Origin of the sequence: Bartonella sp. AC10YNML (assembly GCF_042196825.1) — a bacterium.
Classification (GTDB): domain Bacteria; phylum Pseudomonadota; class Alphaproteobacteria; order Rhizobiales; family Rhizobiaceae; genus Bartonella.
This window is the reverse complement of the sequence record NZ_JBHIRA010000006.1, coordinates 109,935-124,617: the sequence shown is the minus strand read 5'-3', so window position 1 is coordinate 124,617 and position 14,683 is coordinate 109,935. Positions and strand designations below refer to the sequence as shown.

Annotated in this window: 17 protein-coding genes; 16 read left to right on the top strand and 1 reads right to left on the bottom strand. The window is 37.5% G+C overall.

What is annotated here, in order from left to right; genetic code table 11:
- From ACFINA_RS04920 to ACFINA_RS04845, 16 genes are all read left to right on the top strand, one after another.
- The coding region (locus ACFINA_RS04920) for a YadA-like family protein (protein WP_375615169.1) at window positions 1-404 on the top strand (404 nt) is incomplete at its 5' end.
- Window positions 401-1,003, top strand: a complete 603-nt coding sequence (locus ACFINA_RS04915) for an invasion associated locus B family protein (RefSeq protein ID WP_375615168.1) — start codon at window positions 401-403, stop codon at window positions 1,001-1,003. The genes ACFINA_RS04920 and ACFINA_RS04915, both read left to right, overlap by 4 nt.
- A gap of 885 nt (window positions 1,004-1,888) precedes the next feature.
- Complete coding sequence (locus ACFINA_RS04910) at window positions 1,889-3,199, top strand: Ppx/GppA phosphatase family protein (RefSeq protein WP_375607993.1); 1,311 nt, start codon at window positions 1,889-1,891, stop codon at window positions 3,197-3,199.
- Window positions 3,200-3,228: 29 nt separating this feature from the next.
- Window positions 3,229-3,957, top strand: coding sequence for an RlmE family RNA methyltransferase (locus ACFINA_RS04905; RefSeq protein ID WP_375606735.1), 729 nt, complete (start codon window positions 3,229-3,231; stop codon window positions 3,955-3,957).
- A 198-nt stretch (window positions 3,958-4,155) separates the two neighbouring features.
- Entirely contained in the window at window positions 4,156-5,181 is a 1,026-nt protein-coding gene (obgE, locus tag ACFINA_RS04900) for a GTPase ObgE (RefSeq protein ID WP_375614580.1), read from the top strand.
- 1 nt (window position 5,182) lies between these two features.
- Window positions 5,183-6,322 carry a glutamate 5-kinase gene (gene proB / locus ACFINA_RS04895; protein WP_375606818.1) on the top strand — a complete coding sequence of 380 codons (1,140 nt, stop codon included), beginning with the start codon at window positions 5,183-5,185 and terminating at the stop codon, window positions 6,320-6,322.
- A 45-nt stretch (window positions 6,323-6,367) separates the two neighbouring features.
- The gene (locus tag ACFINA_RS04890; RefSeq protein WP_375606737.1) at window positions 6,368-7,624 is read left to right on the top strand and encodes a glutamate-5-semialdehyde dehydrogenase; all 1,257 of its coding nucleotides are present in this window, start codon (window positions 6,368-6,370) and stop codon (window positions 7,622-7,624) included.
- Window positions 7,625-7,653: 29 nt separating this feature from the next.
- Complete coding sequence (locus ACFINA_RS04885; RefSeq protein WP_375606738.1) at window positions 7,654-8,247, top strand: nicotinate-nucleotide adenylyltransferase; 594 nt, start codon at window positions 7,654-7,656, stop codon at window positions 8,245-8,247.
- Window positions 8,248-8,358: 111 nt separating this feature from the next.
- Entirely contained in the window at window positions 8,359-8,745 is a 387-nt protein-coding gene (rsfS, locus tag ACFINA_RS04880) for a ribosome silencing factor (protein WP_375615167.1), read from the top strand.
- A 1-nt stretch (window position 8,746) separates the two neighbouring features.
- On the top strand, window positions 8,747-9,229 hold the full coding sequence (gene rlmH / locus ACFINA_RS04875; RefSeq protein ID WP_375615166.1) for a 23S rRNA (pseudouridine(1915)-N(3))-methyltransferase RlmH: 483 nt from the start codon (window positions 8,747-8,749) through the stop codon (window positions 9,227-9,229).
- A gap of 133 nt (window positions 9,230-9,362) precedes the next feature.
- The gene (locus ACFINA_RS04870; RefSeq protein ID WP_375615170.1) at window positions 9,363-10,607 is read left to right on the top strand and encodes a murein hydrolase activator EnvC family protein; all 1,245 of its coding nucleotides are present in this window, start codon (window positions 9,363-9,365) and stop codon (window positions 10,605-10,607) included.
- The gene (locus ACFINA_RS04865; protein WP_375606741.1) at window positions 10,597-11,907 is read left to right on the top strand and encodes a S41 family peptidase; all 1,311 of its coding nucleotides are present in this window, start codon (window positions 10,597-10,599) and stop codon (window positions 11,905-11,907) included. The genes ACFINA_RS04870 and ACFINA_RS04865 overlap by 11 nt, the downstream gene beginning before the upstream one ends.
- A gap of 39 nt (window positions 11,908-11,946) precedes the next feature.
- On the top strand, window positions 11,947-12,474 hold the full coding sequence (locus ACFINA_RS04860) for an RNA pyrophosphohydrolase (protein ID WP_375606742.1): 528 nt from the start codon (window positions 11,947-11,949) through the stop codon (window positions 12,472-12,474).
- A gap of 101 nt (window positions 12,475-12,575) precedes the next feature.
- A complete protein-coding gene (locus tag ACFINA_RS04855; RefSeq protein WP_375606743.1) occupies window positions 12,576-13,136 on the top strand; it encodes an invasion associated locus B family protein in 561 nt (186 codons plus the stop codon).
- Between the two features lie 326 nt (window positions 13,137-13,462).
- Window positions 13,463-13,756, top strand: a complete 294-nt coding sequence (locus tag ACFINA_RS04850) for a YggT family protein (protein WP_375610568.1) — start codon at window positions 13,463-13,465, stop codon at window positions 13,754-13,756.
- A 22-nt stretch (window positions 13,757-13,778) separates the two neighbouring features.
- Complete coding sequence (locus ACFINA_RS04845) at window positions 13,779-14,093, top strand: DUF167 domain-containing protein (RefSeq protein WP_375606745.1); 315 nt, start codon at window positions 13,779-13,781, stop codon at window positions 14,091-14,093.
- 52 nt (window positions 14,094-14,145) lie between these two features.
- On the opposite strand, the gene ppa is transcribed toward ACFINA_RS04845, so the two are convergent.
- Entirely contained in the window at window positions 14,146-14,676 is a 531-nt protein-coding gene (ppa, locus tag ACFINA_RS04840; protein WP_375606746.1) for an inorganic diphosphatase, read from the bottom strand.
- Window positions 14,677-14,683: the final 7 nt, after the last annotated feature.

Genomic DNA, 14,683 nt, shown 5'->3' with positions numbered 1-14,683 from the left:
GTGGTCAGTTACATGATTATACTGAAGAGCAGATGAAGATAGTTCTTGAAGATGCCAATAAGTATACGGATGAGAAAATTAGTGGTCTTGTCAATGATGGTGTTAACGAGTCGAAATCCTATACGGATATGAAGTTTGAGACATTGAATTATGCTATTCAGGATGTTCGGAAAGAAGCAAGACAAGCTGCTGCTATTGGCCTAGCGGTGTCCAACTTACGTTACTATGATATACCAGGATCTTTAAGTGTTTCATTTGGGAGTGGTTTGTGGCGCAGTCAATCTGCACTTGCTATTGGTGCTGGTTATACATCTGAAGATGGAAATATTCGCTCGAATGTGTCTGTGACAAGTGCTGGAGGTCATTGGGGAATAGGCGCTGGAATTACTCTGAGGTTGAGATGATAATAGAAAAAATGGCTGTTATTGTAAAAACGAGAAGTATGTTAGTAAAGATTCTGCTTGCTCTTGCCTTAATAGGCAAGAGCGAGAGCTTTGCCAACGAGAACAATAATATTTATACAGTGCATCCACCGCACTTATCGATACCTAAGGGAGAACCTGGCGAAACACGTCGAATTATTATGCAGTTTTATGATTGGACTTTGATTTGTGACGAAAAACAAAAGCTCAAACATAAGCAAGGTATATGTAATGTGACACAGACGGTTCATGATCAAGAAGGAAATACCATTTTTAGTTGGTCTCTTGTTTCTACGACAAGTGGTCAAGCAGTGATGCTTTTTCGAACATTGCCAAATTCTGATATAAATGTTCCGATTCAAATGTTTGTAAAAGGTGTTAAAAAACCTGTTCTTATTAATTATACGCAATGTAATGAAACGGTTTGTTTGGCACAATCACCTGTAGGGCCGGTTTTGACTAAACAAATAGAGCAGAACAATAAGGTACGTATTTCCTATAAAACTAAAGAAGGTAAGGTATTTTCTTTTACTGTACCATTTAAAGGGTTAAATGCAGCACTTAATTCTTTCCGTCCTTAGAATCCATCGAGTATTTTTAACAAGAGTCATTTTTCCATAAATTGTTGTATTATATTTCTGAGTGTAAATTATAAGATTAAATAAGTAAGAAGTTTTATATAATATGATATCGAGATGATTTGTTGGAAATAGTGAGAGTTTTATGAAATATAAAGTCACAGTAAGTTCTTTATATGTAATAGAAAATCAAGTTAGTGTTTCCCGTAATGCTTAAAGAAAGATTTCGTTAGTTATTAAAAATAAAAAAGATTAGAAATAATCGATTTATTTCTTACAATAATGAGTAGACTAAATTCTTTTTTTAAGCGGTCTGGTTATGTATTAATATTTTTCAGATAAATTTATAATTCTAGGGGTTTTTTTGAACGATAGTTTTTATTGGTATTCACAAAATAACAGCTATTGTAATTGCATTGTGTAGTACTACAGAACTTTTATTCCAGCATAATCAAAGCTATTTCATTGTATATAACAAACGAGGCTCGTGTGTGGATAACGAGATTAAAAAAATTTTTCTTATAAACCGTACTAATGTATAGGTTGTTGTAACCTTAAGAGTCAGCAAATAGTATGATAGTGTAGGTTTGTTACAATAGAGGTGTGCTCCGGTAAATGGTATAAAGAAAAGAGCATAATTTATAAAAATTAATGTGAACGTAAACGATTAATTTATAGTTTTCAATTCATAAAGAGAAGAATGATTTCATGAAAACAACCAAAAGATTATACCAAAATCTGAATAATGCTAGCGTAGAAAATTTTGATGATAGAAAAAGAAGGAATGGTTTCTTTTATTATTTGATGCTGCATTGTTGCTTTATTTAGGAGTGAGTAGAAGAGTTTTTGCGTTTATTTATTGGGGGAAACGCTCAAAGGATGAGAGAAATGACCCCGTTAAATTATGGTTCAAAAGAGTCAGAGCGAGGAGAAACATGCGATACTGAAGCAGATCAGTTCTATGATCCGTGTGGTAGTAATAAAAACAATCTTTCTGCATTGTCACGAACAGAGGCACACTCCATATTTGTTGATATAAAGGGACAACAGAGAAAAAAATATTGTAAACAGAAACAGGTTTTTATTCAATCGGAAACAGCTTTTGAGTTTCATGGTCAGACAATGATAGGAGCTCAAAAAACAAAAAAACTCAAAGTTCCTTTTCTTCGACGGTTTTCTCAAGTAAAATCCCCACCTCTTTATGCGGCGCTTGATCTGGGAACGAATAATTGTCGTCTTCTTATCGCATCTCCCAGTAAACCTGGATATTTTCGTGTTGTTGATGCTTTTTCTCGTATTGTACGATTGGGAGAAGGTTTAATAAATAACGGTTTTCTTAATACGCAAGCTATGGATCGTGCGATTGAAGCATTAAAGATTTGTCATTTAAAATTAAAACAAAGGCATATTAAGCGTTATCGTTTGATTGCAACGGAAGCTTGCCGTTCAGCGGAAAATGGTAGGCATTTTATTCAGCGTGTTTTGGATGAAACAGGTCTTGAATTGGAAATTGTTGATCGGCAAACAGAAGCGCGTTTTGCGGTTACAGGGTGCAGTACGCTTGTTGAGCCAAATATTGATGCAATTGTGCTTTTTGATATTGGAGGAGGATCATCAGAAATTGTTCTCCTTGATGTTTCTCAAAAACGTTCTTTTCGTTTATCTGGACAGATTATCGCTTGGACTTCTCTTCCTGTTGGTGTTGTTACACTTGCTGAACGTTTTGGAGGAAATAATATTAGTTTAGACGATTTTGAAAAAATGAAAAGCTATGTGCGAAGGTTGTTAAATAATTTTTCAGATCGTCATAAATTAGGAGAGTTAGCGCAAGGTCCGAAGTTTCATCTTTTGGGAACCTCTGGTACAGTTACGACTTTAGCAGGAATGTATCTTAATTTAGAGCGTTATGATAGAAGAAAAGTGGATGGCATTTGGATGAATGATGCAGACATTACTCTTATGACAAAACGCCTATTGTCATGGGATATAGAAAAACGCGTAATAAGTCCTTTTATTGGGCGAGAGAGAGCAGATTTAGTTTTAGCTGGTTGTGCAATTTTAGATGTTATTCGAGAAGTTTGGCCAAGTCAGCGTTTAAGGGTTGCTGATCGTGGATTAAGGGAAGGAATTTTAATAGAGCTGATGTTACGCGATGGTGTATGGTGTCGTCATAGAAAGAGCAGAGATTTCAAGCGTTAGAGAACTAAATATGGAGACAATGAATAACGATGAAAAAAATAACAAAAACACCCAAGGGTGGCTATGGAGGTTCAGGGTCACATGAATTATATCAGCGCGTAAAAAAGAAAGCAGGAACCATTAAAGCTTCATCACGGCGATGGTTAGAGAGGCATCTGAATGATCCTTATGTTCATCAGTCAAAAGTAGATGGTTATCGTTCACGTGCGGCTTATAAACTCATTGAAATTAATGAACGTTATAGTTTTTTGAAAAAAGGACAAAAGGTTATTGATCTAGGAGCAGCACCTGGGGGATGGTGTCAGGTGGCTGGGCATATAATAGGGTCAAGTGATGAAAAGCCTAGCGTGGTTGGTATTGATTATTTGCATGTTGATCCGTTGCCTGGGGTTGTGATGCTGGAAATGGATTTTTTACATGCAGATGCACCGCAGAAATTAATTGATGCTTTAGGAACAAAGCCGGATGTTGTACTTTCTGATATGGCTGCACCAACAACAGGACATCGTCAAACAGATCATTTAAGAACGATTTATTTATGTGAAGTTGCTGCTGATTTTGCTCTTTCTGTTCTAAAACCTGGTGGGCATTTTTTGGCAAAGGCTTTTCAAGGTGGAGCAGAAAACACTCTTCTCACAATACTAAAACAGCATTTTAAAAAAGTCTATCATGTTAAACCACCCGCAAGCCGATCAGAATCAGTGGAGCTTTATCTTTTAGCGCTTGAATTTAAGGGAAAAACAAAAATACAAGAATAGCACCTTCTTTTAAGAAGGCTTAACTTTACTTACGTATTTGAAAAAGCTTAACTTTACGCATGTATTTAAGTATGATGATTTTTTCAAATAGTTATTCAGAGATATTTAGAGTTTCTCTGTTAACAATGATGAAAAGCTGGTAAAATTAATATATTGCCTATAGAGGTAGAAAGATTGATTCCTCAGTGAGCGCTTCCAATGAAATTTCTTGATCAAGCTAAAGTTTATATTCGTTCTGGTAATGGAGGTTCTGGAGCAGTATCATTTCGTCGTGAAAAATTCATAGAATTTGGGGGGCCTGATGGGGGGAATGGGGGGCGGGGAGGTGATGTCTGGGTGCTTGTTGTTGATGGGCTTAACACGCTGATTGATTATCGATACCAACAACATTTTAAAGCAAAAACAGGGGGACATGGCAAGGGGCGTAATATGACGGGTGAGAAGGGTGATGATGTCATCCTTAAAGTTCCGGTTGGGACGCAAATTTTTGAAGAAGATAATACAACGTTAATCTGTGATTTAACGGAAGTGGGACAGCGCTATCGCCTTGCAAAAGGCGGGAATGGCGGTTTTGGCAATCTTCACTTTACAACATCGACAAATCGGGCACCGCGTCGTGCAAATCCAGGTTTGTCTGGAGAAGAGCGTGCAATATGGCTTCGTTTGAAGTTAATTGCTGATGCGGGACTTGTTGGTTTACCAAATGCTGGGAAATCGACTTTTTTAGCTTCTGTGACGGCTGCAAAACCAAAAGTTGCAGATTATCCTTTTACCACTCTACATCCTCATCTTGGTGTTGTACGAATTGATGGTCGTGAATTTGTTTTGGCTGATATTCCGGGGTTAATCGAAGGAGCCCATGAAGGGGTGGGAATTGGAGACCGTTTTTTAGGACATGTGGAACGTTGTCGTGTCCTCCTTCATTTGATTTCTGCTCAAGAAGAAGATGTTGCAAAAGCATATCAAATTGTGCGTCATGAACTTGAGTCTTATGGAAACAATCTAAGTAATAAGACTGAAATTGTCGCTTTAAGCCAAATAGATACGCTCACGGTTGACGAGCGTAAAACGAAACAGGAAGCTTTACAAAGAGTAACGGATCAACCTGTTATGATGTTTTCTGCGGTTAGTCGCGAAGGTTTAGAAAATGTGCTGCGTGCTGGTGCACGTATTATTGAAATTTCACGTAAAGAGGAGAACGGTGGGGATAGCAGGATTGATTGAGATGGCTGTTGGATTGCAAAAACTCACACACTATAAACGTATCGTGGTCAAAATTGGATCTGCACTTTTGGTTGATCCTCAGACAGGGTTACGGGTTGAATGGCTTAAAAGTTTGATCAGTGATGTTGTTGGATTACACAAAAAAGGTGTAGAGATATTATTGGTGTCTTCAGGGGCTATTGCTTTAGGAAGGACATTGCTACAGCTTCCTAAGGGGGCTTTGAAATTGGAAGAAAGTCAGGCATGTGCTGCTTTGGGGCAAATTGAGTTAGCGAAAACCTATGGTGATGCGCTTGCTCAACATGGGCTCAAAACAGGCCAAATTTTGCTTACTTTATTTGATACGGAGGAGCGAAGACGTTATCTCAATGCACGTGCAACGATTGAGATGCTTTTATATTTGGGGGCTGTGCCTGTTATTAATGAGAATGATACTGTTGCGACAACTGAAATTCGTTATGGTGATAATGACCGTTTAGCTGCACGTGTGGCAACAATGGTGAGGGCAGATCTTTTAATACTTTTATCTGATATTGATGGTCTTTATACAAAGTCTCCCCATAGAGATCCTACGGCTGAATTTATACCTTTTGTTGCATCCATTACGCATGATATCGAAAAAATGGCAGATGTTGCTGCTTCAGAGTTTTCGCGGGGAGGAATGAAGACTAAGCTTGATGCCGGAAAAATAGCTAATGCTGCTGGAACGGCGATGATTATCACTTCAGGCAAACGTATGAATCCCCTTGCTGCAATTGACAAAGGTGAACGCAAGAGTTTTTTTGCAGCAAGTAAGAAATCTGTCAATGCTTGGAAAACATGGATTTCTGGTCATTTAGATCCATCTGGTGTTTTGACGATTGATCAAGGAGCCATTAGGGCTCTTGAAACAGGAAAATCATTATTAGCAGCAGGGGTTATTGGCGTTGAGGGAAATTTCCAGCGTGGGGATACGGTTGCAATTGTTGGTACAGATGGAGTTGAGATTGCGCGTGGACTTGTAAGCTATGACAAAGATGAGGCTGTACGCATTATAGGACATAAAAGTGAAGAAATTGAAGCTATTCTTGGGTATGAGGCGCGCTCTGCTATGGTGCATCGTAATGATATGATTGTACGTTGCTTGATCAATTCTGTTTAAAAAAGTTACTTTTGTTTTTATTATTTTGGCAGAGTGGATGATACGATGACTTTAGAAGAAAAAATGAAAGATATGGGACAAAAAGCACGCTATGCCGCTGCAGCATTGGCTGTTGCTTCTTCTGAGCAAAAGAACAATGCATTGGAAATGATCGCTTTAAGCCTAGAGGCTTACTCAGATGAAATTTTACAGGCGAATTGTTTGGATTTAGAGAAGGCTGCTCAGAATAATTTGAAAGCAGCAATGATTGATCGGCTTAGATTAGATGAATTGCGTTTGGGTGCAATGATAGATAGTGTTCGTCAAGTTGCTCATTTATCTGATCCTGTTGGGCAGGTCATAAGTGCGTGGACACGCCCCAATGGGCTTCATATAAGTCGTGTAAGAACACCTCTTGGTGTAATTGGCATTATTTATGAGAGTCGCCCAAATGTTACAATTGATGCGAGTGCTTTGTGTTTAAAAGCGGGCAATGCTGCGATTTTGCGCGGTGGTTCGGATAGCTTTCATTCTTCTCATGCACTTCATTGTGCGTTGGTACAAGGATTAGAGCGCTCTGGTTTACCCAAAGATGCTATCCAAATGGTTGGAACGACAGATCGTGCTGCCGTTGGGGAAATGCTCAAAGGATTGGATGGAGCGATTGATGTGATTGTACCACGTGGTGGAAAGAGCCTTGTTGCCCGCGTTCAGTCTGATGCACGTGTTCCAATTTTTGCTCATTTGGAGGGACTTTGTCATATTTATATTGATAAATCGGCAGATTTAGATATGGCACGCAATATTGTTTTAAATGCAAAGCTGCGGCGAACAGGGATATGCGGTGCTGTTGAGACAGTTCTCATTGACAGCCAAGCATTAAAAAAGTTTCTTCCTGTTTTAACTGCTTTACAGGAGAAGGGATGTGAAATTCGCGCCACAGAAGATATTGTTTTTCTTATGCCAGATGTAAAATTAGCCTCTGAAGAAGATTGGTCACATGAATATCTTGATGCTATTCTTTCTGTTAAAACGGTTGAGGGGGTTGAGGGAGCTATTGCTCATATCAAGCGTTATTCATCAGGACATACGGAATCGGTTATTGCTGAGGATTTGGAAGTGGTGAAGATCTTTTTTAATCATTTAGATTCAGCTATTTTATTACACAATGCATCGACACAGTTTGCTGATGGAGGTGAATTTGGTTTTGGAATGGAAATTGGTATCGCAACAGGAAAAATGCATGCACGTGGTCCCATAGGTGTTGAACAGCTAACATCATTTCAATATCATGTTAAAGGAAATGGTCAGGTTAGAGTTTGAAAAGCCTATTTTTTCCATGGAAAAATTGTATGCCACATGTTGAAAGATCTAATGTTGTAGGTCTTTTTGGTGGTTCCTTTAATCCGCCGCATGCGGGGCACCTTCTCGTTGCAAAAATTGCCATTCGGCGTTTACATCTTGATCAGTTATGGTGGATGGTTAGTCCAGGCAATCCTTTAAAGGATTGTACACAGTTACTCCCTTTAGAGGAGAGAATGCGATTAAGTTTTAAACTTATTGACCATCCGAAAATTCGCTTGACAGGTTTTGAAAAAGCTATAGGGAGCAAAGTATCGGTAGATACAATTTTCCATATTCTTACCCATTACAGTGGTGTAAATTTTGTATGGATTATGGGAGCGGATAGTTTTACAACGATACATCATTGGTATCGATGGCGTGATATTGTCTCTATGCTTCCTATTGCGATTATTGATCGTCCTTTAGGCCATAGGTCGGCACTCTTTTCTCCTATGGCACAGATTTATCGCCGATTTCGTTTGGATGAGAGAGAAAGTGGGCGCTTACCTTTTATAAAACCGCCAGTTTGGACTTATTTGCATGGACCTTTATCTTTTCAATCTTCAACAAACCTTCGTTTGGAGAAGAATGATTTTTCTTGAACATTTCATAAGATTCTGCTTCTTTCTAAAGAAGTCTCTTTTTGACATTACACAACGACAAGAAAGGATATTGATCTGAAAAACGTTGCACACAAACACTCTTATGATATTATGCCTTCAAAAGAAAAAAAAGTTTTTTCTGTTAGTGAGAGTCTTGAAGTTATTCTCAAGAGTTTAGAAGATACAAAAGCAGAAGATATTGTTGCTATTGATATTCGAGGGAAGTCATCTTTGGCTGATTATATGGTCATAGCTTCAGCAAATTCGCAGCGTCATGTATCTTCTGTTGCTGATCATTTATTACATACTTGGAAAGATAGTGGGCAGGGGCTTGCGCGTGTAGAAGGGCTTGCTGGAGGTGACTGGGTATTGATTGATACAGGTGATATTATCATTCATCTTTTTCGTCCAGAAGTTCGTCTTTTTTATAATTTAGAAAAAATATGGATGACGCCGGATTTAAATGATACGGCTTTGCTTCTCTTCGGAGATCATTAAAATGCAAATTTCTATTTTTGCGGTTGGTCGTATGAAAAGTGGGGCAGAGCAAACATTGGTTCAACATTATTTGGATCGTTTTTCTAAAAGTTCTGGTGCTGTAGGCTTTCATTTAAAAAAGTTACAAGAGATACCAGAAAGTCGTGCTCAAACAGTTTGTCAACGTATGGAGGAAGAGAGGAGAAAACTTATTGAATTTTTACCTGAAAAATGTCGATTAATTGTGTTAGATGAGCGTGGAGAATCGATTTCGTCAACTTCTTTTTCTGAAAAATTGAGGTGTTATCGTGATGAGGGAATTCGAGATGTCGTCATTGCTTTGGGAGGACCTGATGGGCATAATGAGCAAATAAGGAAGCGTGCTGATTTTCTTTTATCTTTTGGTTTGATGACGTGGCCACATCAAATTGCACGTATTCTTCTTACAGAACAACTTTATCGCGCTGTAACAATTGAAAATAATCATCCGTATCATCGTTTTTAATATTTTTGTTCAATTTTTAGCACTTATTTATATGTTTATTAATATTGTTTTAGCTGACACCATTTAAAGCATCTCTAATGTATACGATGAGGTGTCATGGTTTTTGCAAATGAAAAAGCTTCTTCATAGAAAGATGCTATATTTATATGAGGAGTGCGTCATATTTGTCATTCTGCTCTTGAGTATGTTTTTTTGCTTTTCTGTATCGCATGCGGAAGATACAATGAGGAGTACGGAAGTCCATAAAGAATTGGGAGAAATTCGCCAAAATATTTCACTTTCGCGTGAGCGTGTTGCTTTTCTTATGCATCAAGTTGAGCATTTAAAAAAAGATCAACGTGTTTTGAGTGATGCACTCATAAAGGCGGCTAAAGAAGAACGTATAGTAGCAGATGATATTGCTAAAAGGGAAGAAAAGCTTAAAAAAATGATAGAAAAGCGGGTACAAGTCTATCAAAGTTTAAAAAATCGTCGTGCTGAATTTGCAGAAGTTCTTGCAATTTTGGAGCGTATGGGATTGAATCCGCCTCCTGCTCTTATGATACAGCCAGAGGATGCGTTGGCTTCTATCCGTAGTTCTGTTTTATTAGGTACAGTTATTCCTCAGATGCAGGAGAAAACACGAGATTTAACAGTAAAACTCAAGGAGTTGACCAATTTGAGTAATTCCATTACTAGGGAATATACAGGATTAAAGACAAAACTGCAAAATCAAGCAGAGCAGCGAAAACGTTTAGAGCTTTTATTAGACAAAAAAAACAAACTACAAACAAAATCAGAAAAAGAACTTACAGAACAGCAACGAAAAAATATTGCTCTTGCTAAAAAAGCGCAGTCTTTGGAAGAATTGATTTTAGAGCTTGATCGTCAGTCAAAACTTAGCTCTGATGCATCAGTACAGGTACGGAAAAGTTTGCAATTGTTAGAACAGTCCAATTTTGAAAGCCGAAAAGGTTCTTTACTTTTTCCTGTTTCAGGAAAAAGAATTCGATTTTCTCATAATAATTCGCAGATTACGCGCTTTGGTGAAACGATAGAAACAGAGTCAGGAGCTGTTGTTATATCACCTGTGGATGCTTTTGTTGCTTTTGCTGGGCCATTTCGTTCTTACGGACATTTAATCATTCTCAACGTTGGAAATGGTTATCATATCATTCTTACTGGAATGTCGAGAATTAATGTAAAACAGGGGCAGTTTGTTCTTTCAGGTGAGCCTCTGGGTATAATGGAGATGCAATTTATTTCAAACAGTGTTGCATTGGATATAGGAAAAACTTCTCCAATGCTTTACATTGAGTTTAGAAAGCAGGGAAAACCTGTAAATCCAACTCCTTGGTGGCAGACTGAAAAAATAAGAAGGAGCCAAAATGATTCGTAAAGTTATTCTTTTGGTCGCTGGGGTATTGCTCGGCGCCTGTTCAATGATTATGGTGCAGTCTGTTGCTGCGAATAATGAAGATAATGCATATAAAAAGCTAGCTATATTTGGCGATGTTTTTGAGCGTGTGCGTATGCAATATGTTACAGTTCCAGATGATAAAAAGCTTATTGAAAATGCTATCAATGGCATGCTCACATCACTGGACCCTCATTCATCTTATTTGAATGCCGAAGAAGCCAAGGATATGCGGGATTCTACGAAAGGAGAGTTCGGAGGTCTTGGTATTGAGGTCACTATGGAAAAAAACTTAATTAAAGTCGTTTCACCAATGGATGATACTCCTGCTTCAAAAGCAGGTATTCTAGCAGGAGACCTTATTTCAAAAATTGATGATGTACAAACGAATGGTCAAACATTGAATGAAGCTGTTAATAAGATGCGAGGTGCTCCTGGAACACCAATTACCTTAACAATTATTCGTTCTGGCGTTGATAAGCCATTTGAAGTGAAGATTATTCGTGATATTATCAAAGTAAAAGCGGTGAAATATCGGGTTGAGGGTGACATTGGATATGTGAGAGTTATTCAGTTTTCTGAGCAGACATTAAATAATCTTCTAGCGGCAATTAAAGATATCCAATCTAAAATTCCTGAAGATAAGCTAAAAGGTTACGTTCTTGATTTGCGGCTTAATCCGGGTGGGCTTTTAGATCAAGCTGTTAATGTTTCGAGTGCTTTTCTCAATAAAGGTGAAATTGTGTCGACTCGTGGGCGCAAAAAGAGTGATGTGACAAGATTTGATGCGAAGCCAGGTGATGTCATCAATGGAAAACCGCTCATTGTTCTTATTAATGGTGGTTCGGCAAGTGCTTCCGAAATTGTTGCGGGTGCATTGCAAGATCATCGTCGTGCAACAATTTTAGGGACGCAGTCTTTTGGTAAAGGATCTGTTCAAACAATTATTCCTTTGGGTGAAAATGGGGCTTTACGCTTAACAACAGCACTTTATTACACGCCATCTGGCACTTCTATTCAAGGAACAGGGATCACGCCTGATATTATTGTAGAGCAGCCACTCCCCGAAAAATATAAGGGTTATGATGTAAAAGTTGGTGAGTCTGCATTAAAAGGACATATCAAAGGAAAACGAGAGAGTAATAAAGGATCTGGTTCAGCTGCTTTTGTTCCCAAAGACCCTAAAGATGATATTCAATTGAATGAGGCCTATAAACTATTACGAGGTGAAATGGTAAATGCAGCGTTTCCACCAGATCCCAATAAGGATGTGTTAAAGTGAGAATTGATATCTATAGCTTGCGATTTTGAGGAATATTAAATGGATGCAGGTATTAATTTGAAGATTCTTCCATATCGCAAATGTGTTGGGATTGTTGTCTTTAATCATGAGGGTAAAGTGTGGGTTGGGCGTCGTTTAATGATGCCCATTCATCCAGATGCAGATATTGACATATCTCATCGTTGGCAGCTTCCTCAAGGAGGGATTGATGAAGATGAAAAACCATTAGATGCAGCGTATCGTGAACTTTATGAAGAAACGGGTATTCGATCTATAAAGTTGATTAAAGAAGCACAAAATTGGTTTCACTATGATTTTCCACAAGAACTTATTGGGTGCACATTAAGCAATAAATATCGTGGACAAATACAAAAGTGGTTTGCTTTCCAGTTTACAGGAAAGCTTTCTGAAATTGCGATTAATCCGCCGCCAGAAGGCAATAAAGCGGAGTTCGATCAATGGAAATGGGTTGATCTAGAAACCCTTCCTTTAATTGTTGTTTCTTTTAAAAAGCATGTTTATATGAAAGTTGTTAGCGAATTTCGAGGTAGCCTTCGGTTGTTATAAAAGCTATATGACTATAAGAAAGCTTTTTGTATTGAGATGCTTTATATTAATTTATAAATAATAAATATGTTTCTCTTTTATGTAAAGAACAGGGATATAAAATGAAAAAGTTATTTAATTTACTTATAGTTTGTACTCTTTTGAGTATTTCATCTGTTGCATTTGCAACAGGTTCAAAGCCTTCTGCACCAAAAGATGCAGTAGAGACATTACCAAATGGTGCTTCTTCTTTAACTGAAACCTATGGCTTGTGGACCATTAATTGTGGGTTACAAGAAGGGAAAAAAGTTTGCTTTATGCATCGTCAAGAAGTAAATGAGCAAGGGCGTGTTGTTGTGGCTATGAGCCTTATTCTCAATGCTGAGGGTGTTGTATCAGGTAGCTTAACCGTTCCTTTTGGCATTTTGGTTTCTAAACCTGTTCGTTTGCAAGTTGATGAAGGGAAAGCTGTTATTGAAACTGGTATAAGGACTTGTGTGCCAGCAGGTTGTGTGGTTCCTGTCGTTTTTGACAAAAATCACGTAGCAGCTTTGCGTTCTGGAAAACAGTTAAAGTTGGCGATGACAATTGCTGCTGCAGGTGAACCAGCTTTGAATGATTTATTTATTCAGCTAGATGGTTTTAGCAGTGCTCTTAATCGTTTGACTGCTTTGCAAAAATAATTTTAAAACTAAAAACGGCCTTTTAAAGGCCGCTTTTAGTTTGTTTGTTTTTTATAATTAATAATTAAAACGATGAGATTTAAGATTAATCCTATAAGGGATATTCAGATTTTTTGCCGTTTCTTCTATTTTATGTGCTATTTTTACTTTTGATATTTGTTTTCTAACTGCATCGTCATTAAATAGAGAGATGAAGAATTTAGATGTCTGGTTTTTATTCAAGAAAAAAGAGTATTGAAATATAAAACCATTTTTTGATACACAGGCCTGCTTTAATGAAGGTTTTCTATACGCTCTTCTGTTTCCTTGATTGAAAGGGATGACGCATGATTTATGCATTGCTTCGAACGATTGATTTGATTTTTGAGATTTATATTGATATTTTAATCGCTAGTGTCATTTTTTCTTGGCTTTATGTCTTTAATATCATAAATTCACGCAATCGCTTTGTTGTTTTGATAGGAAGCTTTCTATATCGTCTTACAAATCCCGTTCTAAGCCGTATCCGGCAAATTTTACCAAATTTGGGAACAATTGATATTTCACCTATTATAGTGTTCGTTATTATTTATTTTATTCGTACTTTTATGTGGCGTGTTTACGCAAACATGTATGTATAGAAATGTTACTTGAGGCGAATACATGTTTTATCAAGTTGATAAAAATAACTTGATTTTATTTGTATATCTCATTCCCAAATCATCTGTTGACAAAATAATAGGGGTTGAATGTAGGGATGGTGAAAAGCAATATCTGGTTATACGCCTTCGTGCTGTTCCTGAAGATGGAAAAGCGAATAAAGCTCTCATTAAATTTCTTGCGAAGCAGTGGAAAATCCCATCTTCTTCTATTTCTCTGAAAAGCGGCGCAATATCTCGCTACAAACAACTTTACTTTTCAACACATTTAGAAGAGCTAAAGCAGATATGGCAATCCTTTAGAGATTGCATCTCGTAGAAAAAATAAAGAACAAAGCCTATTTTTTATAGGCTTTATTTTATTAAAATCGTTATACTTTTTTATTGCGCTCAACAGCTTGCTTAATTAATTCATGAGCAAAGTTTTTATCACGCCATCCTTCAATTTTAGCCCATTTTCCAGGTTCCAGATCTTTATAATGCTTGAAGAAATGTTCAATTTGTTTGAGTGTAATCTCGGGCAGATCTGTATAGTCATGAATATTGATATAGCGTTTTGTTAATTTTGTCGTGGGAATGGCAATAATTTTTTCATCTTTACCACCATCATCTTCCATCATTAGAGCTCCGATGGGGCGAACATTGATAACACAACCAGGTATAAGTGGACGGGTATTACAGATAAGGACATCAATAGGATCACCATCATCTGAAAGCGTATGAGGGACAAAACCGTAATTTCCAGGATAAACCATCGATGTATGAAGAAAACGGTCAACAAATAATGCACCCGACTTTTTATCCATCTCATATTTTATTGGCTGACCACCAAGAGAGACTTCCACAATAACGTTAATATCTTCTGGTGGATTTTTGCCTACGGGTATTTCCTTAATATTCATAGAGACA